An 11,472-nucleotide genomic window follows, 5' to 3' on the forward strand; every position below is an offset into this window, starting at 1 on the left:
CGGCGTAGTCGGCCATCGCTGAGTCGAAGCGGTCGGCGTTGGCGGACTCCTGCGCATCACTGCCGCTGCCCCCACCTCCGAAGCCGCCGCCGGCGAGGGCGTTCGCGGCCTGAATTGCCGGGTTGCCGGAGCCGTAGGAGGACACCCCGACCCCGGAGAGGGCGTCGCGGAACACCGATCCGGCGTCGGCGTTCGGGTCGACGAACGCGAACAGCCGGAACAGCACAAACGGGACGAGCAGGGAGATGATCAAGACCCCGACGCCAGCCAGAAGCCCGGATAGACCCTTCGAGCCGCCGGAGATGGCCACGCCCAGCACCAGCGTCATCGCCAGGACGGGCTTCATGGCGATGCACGCCAAGATCCAGCGGATCGCCTTCCAGAACCACGCCTTGGTGACGTTGGCCAGCAGTCCCGCGGCGGTGATCGGGATCGTGGCCACGAGCACGTAGATCGCGGCCTCGCGGAACAGCATTTCCAGCACGTAGCCGATGCCCGCTGGGATGACCCCGATGAACGCGCAGATCCCGAGCACGACCGCCTTCACGCCGTCCTGGGCGGCGTCGGCGAACGCGGTGTGCTGGAGCGCGTCCTGGAAGTTCGTCGACTGGAGGCCGTACTGGAGGATGCCGTGGGTGAGTCCGTCGGCCGCGGTCAGGAACCCCGACACCATGCCGACGGTGATCGCCAGGGCGATCCCGTACTGGACCGGTCCGCCGACCAGCCGCATGAACCCGCGCCCGCCTCGGAGCGAGGTCGTGGTCATCTGCCAGAAGAACAACCCGAGCGCCAAGACACCGGAGATCCACAGCATCATGGGCCAGAGCACGGAAATCGGGCCCTCGCGTGTATCGACTGTGAACACCGAGAACTGGTCAGCGAGCCGGAACGCCTCCCGCAGAATCCACAGGCTGGCGTCCCACAACGCCTGCATCGCCGTCTCAAACGCCGAGCTGACCAGCTCTTTGAGCTTGCCGCCGATCGCGCTACCGATGTCGTCGAAGGGCCACATCTCAGCCACCCCTCTTCAGATCCCGGTAACCGGCATGGACCGCGTCCGCGCTGCCCGGCCACGCGCTCGGGGCGGGTGCGGGTAGCGGGCCGGGCGAGATCCGCCAGTCGCCGCCGACGTGGCGCAGGGCGTGGCAGTCGCCGACACCGGCGGTGAGGGTCTGGCCCTGAAAGTCGACCGAGAACTGGCCGAGCACGCAGGCCACGACGTAGCGGCCGCCATCGGTGGTGCCTTTGATCTGGCCGTGCGTGACCTGGTAGTTCGCGGTCAGGTCCGGCACCGCGCCGGTGGGCGGGAGCCCGGCGCTGCTGCGCATCGAGCGCAGCAGCGAGTACAGCCCGGTGGTTTCGGGCGGCGGGGCACCCGGCAACGCCAGCTCGCGGAACCCGCGTGCGTAGGTGCCCGGGTCCCCGCCGCGCATCGCGGCCTCATCCAGGGCGGTGAGCTGCCCTAGCGCACCCTCTGGGGTGGCGGGGAACCCGCCGGTGATCCAGCGCCCGGCGGTCTGCGTGGGCGCGGGAACGGTGATGGGCTCACCGGCCCGCTCGGTGGTCATCGGCTGCGGCTGCGCCGATTGCGCCGGCAGTGCCGCCATCGGGGCACTCGCCAGGGCGTGCTCAGCCGCCAGGTCCCAGCCGCCCGAATCCGGATCCGGCCTCGACGGGGGCGGGGCGGGAGCCGGTGCGGGCCGGTCGGTGACGTAGTGCGAGACCACCAGCGCGCCAGCCATTGCGACGACGGCCAGGACCATCACGACGATGGCCGACAGGCCCAGACCGGCTCGGCGCCTGCGCTGCTGCTGCTTGGTGACGGGAGGGGCCATGACTCAGGCCCCCGCCGCGAAGTGGCTGATCAGCTGATAGCCGACCCCGTACAAAATGCCGCCGCCGAGGGCGCACAGCATCATGATCACGCCGATCTTGCCCGCGCGGTGGTGGTCGACCCACCGGCCACCGGCCCACACCAGCAGGCCGATGAAGAAGCCGACCATCAACGCCACGCCGGCGCCCCACTTGACGTTGCCGACGGCCTCGATGACCTTTTCGGAGCCGGGCGGGGCCACTGGTCCTGGGTTGGGGATCTGGGCCAGGACGGGCAGGGCCGTGTCTGCGAGCTGCTGGATCATCATGATGTGGCTCCCTTCGAGCGGCGGGACAGGCCAGGCAGCCGCCCGGCCGACGACGCCGTCTGGGGCAGCAGCTCCCAGCGGCGCAGCAATGGGGTGATGGCGGTGCGCAGCCGCGTTGGGGTGATCTCGGCGCTGATTCCGGAGGTGGCGATGTCCGGGATCAGCGGCAGGAAGAGCGCGTCGTCGAGCAGGGCCGACACGCGGCATCCGGCGCTGCCGCGCACGCCGGTGGGCCAGCGCTTTGCGCCGACGACCACCAGCTGGGTTGGCGGGATTGTGGCACCGGCGCGGTTCCAGGCATCCAGGCGCGCCAGGACCTGTTCGGCGTGCAGGAGCGAGGGTCGGGTGGCCCGGCAGACCAGCACCGGTTTCGGCATCGGAGTCCCGGCACGCAGCCAGGCCCCGGCCCCCGCCAGTGGATGCGAGGCCACGCGCCAGGCGTCGTGACCGAGGTCGACCACGGTGGCCTGCACCGACTGGTGCTTCGGTTTGAAGAAGCGCGGGGGCGGCACCATGCCCGGGGTGATCACCGGGAGCTCGGTCTCCACCCGTGCCAGCAGCGCTTGGGCGCGCCAGGAGAACCGGATGCGCACCGAGGGATGCGGGCCGTCCAGCGCCGGGCCGTCCGAGCGGGCCGCGGCAGCCAGGCCGGAGCGCGCGGGATCGGCGGTATCGGCCAGGAGCACGCGCTGCTCGACGAGCTGCAACGCGTCGGCAAGCACGGTGGCGACCAGAGACGCTCCGGCGCCGGGTGAGGCGCCCAGCACCGGGATGACCTCGCCGAATCCAGCCCAGTCCGCGAGGGTGTCGCTGATCGGCGGAAGGCCCTGCCGCTGCACGGCGGCCGCCGCCTGACCGGTCTGCACGGCCGTGCGCAGGCCCGCCTCGTCGCCAGCACCGGCCGCAGCCCACTGCCCGGCCTCGACCGCGCCGACGACGTCTGCCGTGGGCAGCTCCGGCCACGCCCGGCCCGCGGCGCGAGCCAGGCGCCGGTCGCGGACCTCGAGACCGCCGGGTTCGGCAGGTGCCGGACTGGGCTGGTCAGCGAGGCCGTGGGGCTGCGTCTGATCGGTATCGGCAGGGGAGGGAGCGCACGGCCACTGGGTGGAGGTGGCCGTGCGCTCCGGCTCCGGCAGCGACGGCGGTGTGGTGCCCGCCGCCGGAGGTTCCGAAGACTCGCCCTGCTCGGTGCCGACGAGTGAGGCGGTCGCTGTGTTGCGGAAACCGTTGCGCCCCAGCGAGTTCTGCCCTGAAGCAACCATGATTTCGTCTCCTTTCCCGACCGATGTGCGCAGGGCCGGGCGGTGATGAAGGCGCGTTGGTCCACGGCCTCGGGGTGCGTGCACCGGCCCGAGGCACGATGTAGCGCGCGATCAGCGGCAGGGCAGGCCGGGCTATTCGAGGACGCGTTGTCCCTCACTCAGCACCCAAAGGGCTACTGAGCTGCGAAGACTCGAGGAGTGCTCACCCGGCGCCAAATGCCGGAGTCGCTGAAGGGATGCGCGCCGGGCGAAGCGGAACATGGCTTCCACCGCGGACTGCCCGTATGGGATGTCTGTAGGGCGATGCCTGTTGCGCGGCCCGAGACCGCCAGACATCTAGCTCATGCGCAACGATGAGTGCGCGGATGGTTCATATGGCACCTCCCGCGTGAAGAGATCGGCTCCCACGCTGTTCACCGGCACTCGGCCGTTCCCCTTGATCGGAAGTCGGCCCCCACAGCCGGACTTCCCTCTCGGGTGGTGGGCTGGCCCTCACAGCCAGCCCACCTGGACCAGCCCCCTCGGCGGCCACTGAGCCAGGCGATGACCCTCGGCCTTGCCTGACCTGCCCTTCAACGGATGGAGCACGACCAACTCCCCCGAGTGGTCCTTGCACTCCACACGATGGGCGCGTTGTGATCACTGCTGTGCGCTTTCCCGCTATGATTGGCGCACACTAGTGAATAGTGCTGGTCCATTTGGCTGTTGTCAACACGGCCATGCGCAGGACACACTGATCAAAACGCACACCAGTGGCGGGAGCGAGGACGTTGAGCGAGGGCTACGACGAACGGCAGGCCGCCGAACGGCTCGCCGCGAAGATCAACCAGCTGTTCGCGGCGGTGCACCCACCGAACCGGGGCCCGTACTCGAACAACGAGGTCGCCGACTGGCTGGAGGAGACGAAGGATCAGGGGCCCACGATCAGCCCGAACTACCTGCGCTACCTGCGTCGCGCCGAGCGCACGAACCCCGGGGCGCAGCAGCTGCGGGCCATCGCAAGGTTTTTCGACATTGACCCCGGCTACCTGCTGACCGAAGACGAGAAGACCGAAGCGATGCACGAGCAGCTGGCCAAACTCGCACTGCTGCGCAACGCCGCAGTGGAGGGCATCGCTACCAGGGCGGCCACGCTCGATCCGGCTACGCAGCAGTGGCTGTTGCAAGTGGTCAACACGATGCCCGCTCGCGGTGAGGATTCCGGCACCGGTGAGTCTGGTGGCGACGACAAGCGTTGACCGAGGCGAGAGGTAAGCCTGAGCCACGGGCGTTCGCTGAGATGCTGGCGTTCCTGCTGCACTACCGCGACCGATCACCCGAGGACGTCGTCACCGAAGTCCGCGAGCACGGTGTTCGCGGCGCCACAGTGGAATGGCTGGCCGAGCTGGTCGACGGAGCGGTGCTGCCCTCCCCTGCCGAGCGGCGGGCGCTGACTCGGGCGCTGGAGGTTCCTCCGGAGTACTTCACCGACGCCCGCACCACCGCGGTCGTGGACGCCGTGCTCGTGCTCGCCGCCGCCCTGCGAGATCGGAACATGCAGGTCATCGGGCCCTGCCGACACCCGGTGGCCTCTGCTCAGGACTACCTGAGTCTCTACGCCGAGTTACTGTTGAGGTGATTTCCCAACTCACAGTCACCGCTGGGGGGTCATGACTGACTACGACGCGATGCACCAGCGCTGCCGAGACCTCCTCGCGCAGCTCAACGTCCGCCCGCCCATCCCGCTGCGGACGTTGGTCGAAGCGGTCGCCCGAGTGCACGGTCGGCCGATCACGTTGGCCCCCGCAGACCTTCCGGTGGGTTCGGCGTTCGGCGCGACCGGCACGGACCCAACCGGCGAAGTCGTGGTCTACCAGCGCAACACCGCAGCCAGCCACCAGCTGGTGATCGTGCTGCACGAACTGGCACACATTCTGGCCGGACACCCCAGGAAGAAGATCGCGCCCAAGGTCGAAGACGTCCGCGAGCACCTGAACATGCTCCCGGAGTCGATGCTGCATCTGGTGCTGGGCACCGGCGACACCGGGGCCACACCGGTCAGCGACAAACTCGAGCAGGCCCGGCCGGGCCTGCTCAACGAACTGCGCGCCTCAGCCCAAGAACCCGGCGGCCCGGCCCCTTCGGTTCACCCGGACGAGATCGCCGGTGCCACGTTGTACGACGACGACGTGGAGTGGGAAGCCGAGACGATGGGCACGATCCTGCTGTCGTGGCTAACCGACAGATCGGTCTACCCAGTCTCACCCACTGACCAGCGACTTCGAATGACGTTGGGGGACATCTGATGGAACCAGGGGGAATCCTGCGAGTCGGGCTCATCGCGGCCCTGCTCGCCGCGTGGCTGCTCTACCGCTGGTACCGGCGTTCGGTCACGGCAGGGACATGGGCGCTCATCCTCGTCGTCGGCGCGAACCTCATCTCCAGCATCGTCCGCCGCGGCGCCAAGCCCGGCGGCCCGTGGGACTTCGTCGATCAGCGCCTGGTCGTGCTGCTGACCAACCTCGCGATCGTGGCCAGCCTGATCGGGCTGGTGCTGTTCCGCCTCTACATCGAGGGCTACACCGACGCGGCCGCCATCCGGAGCCGGCTGCGCCGCCCACTGGCCGTGGCCGCCGTGGCCACGGCCGTGTTCGTCTCCTGCACCATCTGGGCGTTCTCCATCGGCGACCCGATGGAGATGTACAACGTCCCCACCATCTCGGCACCGGCCGGGATCTTCGCCCTCGCCGGGCGGCTGTACATGACCTGGGTGTTCGGCGAGACCGGCATCTGGGCCATCCGCTGGCTACGGCGCACCACACTGATCACCCGCATCGGCCTGGTGCTCGTGGCCGCTGGTTCGCTGATCCTGGCGGCCAGCACCCTGGTCGACAGTGGCGCGGCCCTGTTGTCCCTGCTCGGCCAGGTCGTACCCGACACGCACAACTACGTCGCGCGCTCGGACACCCTCGGCGCCATCGGCCTGGTGGGCGGCATCCTGCTGCCGGTGCTGCTCGGCCGCATCCAGGCCCTGGTGGTCTGGGTGCGCAACTGGTGGTTGCACCGGCAGCTCGCGCCCTTGTGGAACGCCATCCGCACGCTGTACCCAGAACTGGTGCTCACAGTCGAGCATCCGCGCGGCTTCGGCTCGGCCGACATGCGCCGGTTCCAGGCCCGTCGGCGCATCACCGAGTGCGCCGACGGCCTCGCCCGGTTGACCGGATCCCCAAAGCCGCAGACCGGACTCGGTCTCGAGCTCACCACCTTGAGCCGCGAGTACTACCCGGCACTGGTTACCGGCCAGCGCCCCGAGGACACCGACACGCTCACCGATGTGATCAGCGACGACGCACGCCAGCTCGTCCGGCTGTCGAAAGCCGTGCGCCAGCAGCTCGACGTGCCCGACGACGCGCAGAAAGGGGACCAGGGATGACCGACGACATCCTGCTGACCGCTGACCGGGTCCTGCCCGGACCGACCGGCCAGATCGTGCCGAACGGCGGTGTGCTCGTCCGCGACGGTGCGATCGCCGCGGTCGGCCCCGCCGACGAACTTGTCCAGCAGGCCACTGACGCCGAGGTCCGCCCGTTCCCCGGCGGCACGATCATGCCTGGTCTCATCGACGCCCACGCCCACCTCGCACTCGACACCGGCGCCGATCAGTCCGAGATCATCCACCGGTTCGAGGAACGCGACGACGAGCTGCTGCTGGCCGACATGCACACCCGCGCCGCCGCCGCCCAGCGGGCCGGGATCACCTCCCTGCGCGACGTCGGGGACAGCCGGGGCCTGGTCGCCCGGCTGCGCGAGGCCGACGCAGACACTCGCCGCCTGCCGCGCCTGCTGACTGCGGGAGCTCCGCTGACCATCCCCGGCGGGGACGCCGCGTTCTTCGGCGGCGCCGTCGACGACGACCTGGCCGAGGCCGTCCACGCCCGTGCTGAGCAGGGGGTGGACTTCATCAGCCTCATCGCCTCCGGCGGGCATCTCAGCCCCGGCGGCGGTCCCGCTGCCTACGAATCCCAGTTCAGCCGCGAGGAGATCGAGACCGTAGTGGCCGCGGCACGCGAGGCGGGCCTGCCGGTCACCGCCCACGCCCACGGCGCGCAGGCCATCGCCGACTCCGTCGCCGCCGGCGTCGACGTCATCGCCCACGCCAGCTTCGTCACCGGCCCCCACCAGGCCGACTACGACGACAAGGCCGCCCGTGAGATGGCCGAGCGCGGCATCGCCGTGTGCGTCACCGCCAGCCTGAACTGGCGGCGCATCGCCGCGAACATGGGGTCCGAACGGGCGCGGGAAATCTTCTACGGCAAGCTCCGCTGGCTCTGGGAAGCAGGCGTGCCCCAGCTCCCCGGTAGCCGGGCGGGAACCGCCAACTCCCAGTTCAACGACCTGGCGTCCACTCTGGAGCTCTACGAGTGGACGGGAGTGCCACGCGAGGTGGTCCTCGACTACGCCACCACCGGTGCGGCCCGCGCACTCGGGCTGGCCGGCACGACCGGCACGCTCGCCGAGGGCCTGGCCGCCGACATCCTCGTCGTCGACGGCAACCCCCGTGACGACCTCGGCGCCGTGCGCCGGGTCCAGGCGGTCATGCAGAACGGCGACTGGCGCTAACGGAACGCTGGTCGGCGGGCGAGGTCGGGCAAAGGGTCGCGCACGTCCCACTCCAGCAACCTCTTGCCGGACTCGCGGTAAAGCTCCTGCTTGGCGCGCTTCCGGGCCTCATAGTCCTCCCGGCCGCGCACGCCCCAGACCTCCACGTAGGCCTCCGGGCTCTCGTCGACGAGCACGAAATCCGGGTGCGCACCTCCCCCGTCGTAGTGCAGGGGCTTGACGAACGCGCGTCCCGCGGAGACCAGCGCGTCAGCCATCTCCGCTTCGTGGCTGGAGTCCGCCGGCACGTAGAACGTGGTGGTCAGCATCGCCGCCAGGTCCTTGATCACCGGGTAACCCCCGGGGCTGCGCTCGATCAAGAGAAGCACTACCTGATGTCCGGCTTCCCTCGCGTGCGCGGCGAGCGCGACCGGATAGGAGCGGGTGCACCGGTCCATGAGTTCCCGGGAGGCGTACAGCAGGGCCCGCTGCTGCGCCAATCCGATCCGCAAGCCGTATTTCGTGGGGGCGATCTGGCGGATCTGCCCGAGCACCAAGCCGCGGCGCCGTGAACGGCCGGGGGTCAAGCTCTCGAGGAAACGGTCCCAGTCGGCGTTGATGTGCTCGGCGTACTCACTCTGGAACGGCGGTACGATCCACAGCGCCTCCGCCAGCTCTCTGCGGTTGACCCGGCAGTCACGAGCCTGCTCGACCAGCCGCGCCCGGCAAGCACGCCAATCCCGACGCCCGGTACGGGGGTGCCACACGTTGAGCTGCGACGATTCCCAGAGGTAGTGCAAGAAGGCCAACAACCCCATCGAGCGCCGCTGGGTCGTAGGGGATGGCTCCGAGGAACCAGGTTTCGCCGCGACCGGTACATGCGTGGTGGATGGATCAGTGGAGACACCGTGGATGGTCAGCTGGGCGGACAGCCGGATCGAGGTGCCGTCCTCGGTGGCGTTGATCGCCGGTTCGTAGGTGCTGCGGCCTGACGTCGAGGACGGGCTGCGGTACCAGGAACAGCCGGGTGCGTGCTGGTGGCCACCGGCGGGCCAGTTGGCCAGGTGATACCGCCCAGACCGGCAGCGGATCACCAACCGCACCACCTCGTCGCTCCTGCACAGGCACACCGCGTGGCCGACTTCGCTGCGGGCACGCCCGAACAACCCGGTGTAGCGGTCGGGGCGCTGTTTCAGGTCAGCGACCTCGACGTCCCGGTCGGCCAGCCGTACCTGTCCCGAACCTGGCTTCCCGGTCGCGCTCGTCGCGCCACTGCTCCTGCGGCGGGCTCGTGGGTGCATGGGCATGGGCGGTTCCTCTCGCCGGACGGTCACAGGGACCACGGTGATTCCAGTACCCGAACCCGATTCTCACCCGAATCCCTGACAGCGCGTCGCACTCCACGGCCAAAGCCGCTCACCACACCCCCGCGCCAGTAGCGAGACCGCTCTTCGACACGCCGAGGCCTACGTGCGGGCTGAGTTGTCGTCGTCCCAGGTCATGATGTCCGCCGAATCGTCGAACGGAAGGAATGTCGATGGCACTGCCCACTTTGTCCGAGGAACAGCGCAAGCAAGCCCTGGAGAAGGCCGCCGCGGCGCGACGTGCACGATCAGAGCTGCTGGAGGGGGTCAAGACGGGTACCACCACCGTGGAGAGCGTCCTCAAGCGCGCCGACACCGACGAGATCGTGAAGAAGACTAAGGTGACGCAGCTGTTGAAGGCGCTGCCCGGGTACGGCCCCGCGAAGGTGACCCAGCTGCTCGAGCAGGCCCAGATCGCCGAGAACCGGAAGCTCGGCGGGCTCGGCGAACGCCAGCGCCAGGCGTTGCTGGCCGCCATTGGCTGATTCGCGCGAAGGCGTGTGCGCAGGCCCGCCCCGGGTTTTCGGGTGCATCACCGGGGCGGCCTGCGCTCGACCGGGTGCCGTGCTTCCCCCACGACGCCCGGTCAGTCATTATAAGAACATATGTTCGATCCATCGTCCAATCAGGCTTCGCCCGACTACCGCGTCCGGGCGCACCGGACGCTGCCCGAGCCGATCCCGGTGTGGGTGCGTTGCGATCGCTGCGCACCTCAATCTGGGTGCGCAGCGACGAGGCCTGACCATGCTCCACGCGATGGCACGACGAGACCCACAGACGACGGTCGACCCAGTGAACGGCGGTTCCGGAACACTGGTTAACTTCCGGTCGGAGGCACCACGCGCCGACCTTCCCACTGCATGATTCAAGACGCCGTTCCTCGGTAGTTGGCGTCAGTATTGACACCACTGCTTCCCACGCCAGACAAACATCACCTGACCAGCAGAAACATGATCACAACTGGGGTCGCAGATGCTTGATCTCGGCCAGTCCGCAGAGGAGAAGCGCCAGTTAACGGAGGACCGTGGCGAATCAGAGTCGTCGTTGGTGGATCAGCGTGTACCCGCCGTAGGTCACAGCTGTGCCGGCCGTCAGCAGGCTGGTCTGGAGGGGGCCGAGCAATGCGACGGCGGTGATGGCAAGCAACAGCAGTACCGCCGCTGCGGATGCTGTCACCAGTATCAATGTTGTCGCGCGTCGAGTCCTGTCGTCGCATCCCACCACATGTCGGATGAGCTGCACGAGCGGCGTTGTCGCGGGCTGTTTGCCCTGAGGCCTGCGGCTCATTGCTCGTCCTCCCAGCCCGTCGATGGCAAGGTGGACCAGTGCTGGACTCGGATCGTCGCGTCTTCAAGTGTGATGGTGAAGGCGGTATCGGTCCCGGTTACCTGGACTCCGTCGAGTCCGACCACGGTGTCGGTCAGCGCGGCTGCGACATCGCTGGGAAAGGGGTAGCCATCCCAGCGCAGCTCCCAGTCGTCGTGTGCGCCCCAGAGGTAGCGCTCCACGCCCCCAAAATCACCTGGGGAACCTCCGCCTGGTTCTTTGCCGCGCTTGAGTGGGTCCCATGACCACGTGCCCAGAGCCCACTTGTGTTGTGGATGTTTAGCGCAGATTCTGACGACCAGTGCTGAAAGCAGGCGTGTGATCCCGGGGGACATGGGAGGAATGGCGGCGAGAGCGGTGTGCTCGCGCCGAGTGACGTCGCGGTCGGAGGTGAACCAGTCGCGAGCCAGTCGTTGTTCATCCCCCACCGAGTCCACGTCTCGCTCCTCCCGAGAGGTCACGGTGATCTGCCCGCCTGTTGGAAGGTGAACCAAACGGAATGTGCCGTCGTTTGGCCAACTCCGGACCCTCATCCCAGGTACCCCGCAGCTCGAACTCGGTCGGGGGACAAGCCAGTTGACCAGGTTGTCGGGTGCATTCGTGGAAATCACGAGCTCGTCGTGCCGCGGGGAGACGGTGAGGTTGTAGGCGGTCAGGGTGTGCACTCTGGTCTGCTCGGGTGGAGCCGCTGTCTGTCCGGCGTTGAATAGATACACCGCTAGTAGAGCCTGAAACTCTCGCTGCGGGCCTGTCAGATGGGTTGTGTATGAGATCACTTTGTGATTGGAGTACGGCCCATGG

The 11,472-nt window shown here is 68.6% G+C and carries 12 protein-coding genes and 1 pseudogene; 6 read left to right on the forward strand and 7 right to left on the reverse strand.

Annotation, left to right across the window (positions count from 1 at the left end; translation table 11 throughout):
• From ACYVF3_RS13815 to ACYVF3_RS13830, 4 genes and pseudogenes are all read right to left on the reverse strand, one after another.
• Positions 1-1,012 (reverse strand): annotated as a pseudogene (locus ACYVF3_RS13815) (hypothetical protein); the annotation flags it as partial.
• A gap of 1 nt (position 1,013) precedes the next feature.
• Positions 1,014-1,835 carry a hypothetical protein gene (locus tag ACYVF3_RS13820; RefSeq protein ID WP_363795072.1) on the reverse strand — a complete coding sequence of 274 codons (822 nt, stop codon included), beginning with the start codon at positions 1,833-1,835 and terminating at the stop codon, positions 1,014-1,016.
• Between the two features lie 3 nt (positions 1,836-1,838).
• Positions 1,839-2,141 carry a hypothetical protein gene (locus ACYVF3_RS13825; protein WP_363795070.1) on the reverse strand — a complete coding sequence of 101 codons (303 nt, stop codon included), beginning with the start codon at positions 2,139-2,141 and terminating at the stop codon, positions 1,839-1,841.
• A complete protein-coding gene (locus ACYVF3_RS13830; RefSeq protein WP_363795068.1) occupies positions 2,138-3,403 on the reverse strand; it encodes a hypothetical protein in 1,266 nt (421 codons plus the stop codon). Before ACYVF3_RS13830 ends, ACYVF3_RS13825 begins: the two co-directional genes overlap by 4 nt.
• Positions 3,404-4,173: 770 nt before the next feature.
• On the opposite strand from ACYVF3_RS13830, the gene ACYVF3_RS13835 reads away from it, so the two are divergent.
• The 5 genes from ACYVF3_RS13835 to ACYVF3_RS13855 are packed head-to-tail and all read left to right on the forward strand — an operon-like array spanning position 4,174 to position 8,002.
• Positions 4,174-4,641 (forward strand): transcriptional regulator, encoded by a 468-nt coding sequence (locus tag ACYVF3_RS13835; RefSeq protein WP_363795066.1) that lies wholly within the window; start codon positions 4,174-4,176, stop codon positions 4,639-4,641.
• A 41-nt stretch (positions 4,642-4,682) separates the two neighbouring features.
• Positions 4,683-5,021 carry a hypothetical protein gene (locus ACYVF3_RS13840; protein WP_363795064.1) on the forward strand — a complete coding sequence of 113 codons (339 nt, stop codon included), beginning with the start codon at positions 4,683-4,685 and terminating at the stop codon, positions 5,019-5,021.
• A gap of 31 nt (positions 5,022-5,052) precedes the next feature.
• Positions 5,053-5,688 carry a M48 family metallopeptidase gene (locus ACYVF3_RS13845; protein ID WP_461154647.1) on the forward strand — a complete coding sequence of 212 codons (636 nt, stop codon included), beginning with the start codon at positions 5,053-5,055 and terminating at the stop codon, positions 5,686-5,688.
• Entirely contained in the window at positions 5,688-6,815 is a 1,128-nt protein-coding gene (locus ACYVF3_RS13850; RefSeq protein ID WP_363795061.1) for a DUF6545 domain-containing protein, read from the forward strand. Before ACYVF3_RS13845 ends, ACYVF3_RS13850 begins: the two co-directional genes overlap by 1 nt.
• Positions 6,812-8,002, forward strand: coding sequence for an amidohydrolase family protein (locus tag ACYVF3_RS13855; RefSeq protein ID WP_363795059.1), 1,191 nt, complete (start codon positions 6,812-6,814; stop codon positions 8,000-8,002). The genes ACYVF3_RS13850 and ACYVF3_RS13855 overlap by 4 nt, the downstream gene beginning before the upstream one ends.
• On the opposite strand, the gene ACYVF3_RS13860 is transcribed toward ACYVF3_RS13855, so the two are convergent.
• Positions 7,999-9,288, reverse strand: coding sequence for a DUF1173 family protein (locus ACYVF3_RS13860; protein ID WP_363795057.1), 1,290 nt, complete (start codon positions 9,286-9,288; stop codon positions 7,999-8,001). The two genes, ACYVF3_RS13855 and ACYVF3_RS13860, sit on opposite strands and share 4 nt — an antisense overlap.
• A 230-nt stretch (positions 9,289-9,518) precedes the next feature.
• Here ACYVF3_RS13860 and mihF point away from each other — a divergent pair, with 230 nt between their 5' ends.
• Positions 9,519-9,830 carry an integration host factor, actinobacterial type gene (gene mihF, locus ACYVF3_RS13865; RefSeq protein WP_363795055.1) on the forward strand — a complete coding sequence of 104 codons (312 nt, stop codon included), beginning with the start codon at positions 9,519-9,521 and terminating at the stop codon, positions 9,828-9,830.
• Between the two features lie 547 nt (positions 9,831-10,377).
• Here the strand turns inward: mihF and ACYVF3_RS13870 are convergent.
• Positions 10,378-10,632, reverse strand: coding sequence for a hypothetical protein (locus ACYVF3_RS13870; protein WP_461154648.1), 255 nt, complete (start codon positions 10,630-10,632; stop codon positions 10,378-10,380).
• Positions 10,629-11,108, reverse strand: coding sequence for a hypothetical protein (locus ACYVF3_RS13875; RefSeq protein WP_461154649.1), 480 nt, complete (start codon positions 11,106-11,108; stop codon positions 10,629-10,631). The genes ACYVF3_RS13870 and ACYVF3_RS13875 overlap by 4 nt, the downstream gene beginning before the upstream one ends.
• Positions 11,109-11,472: the final 364 nt, after the last annotated feature.

The organism is Saccharopolyspora tripterygii (assembly GCF_054778355.1).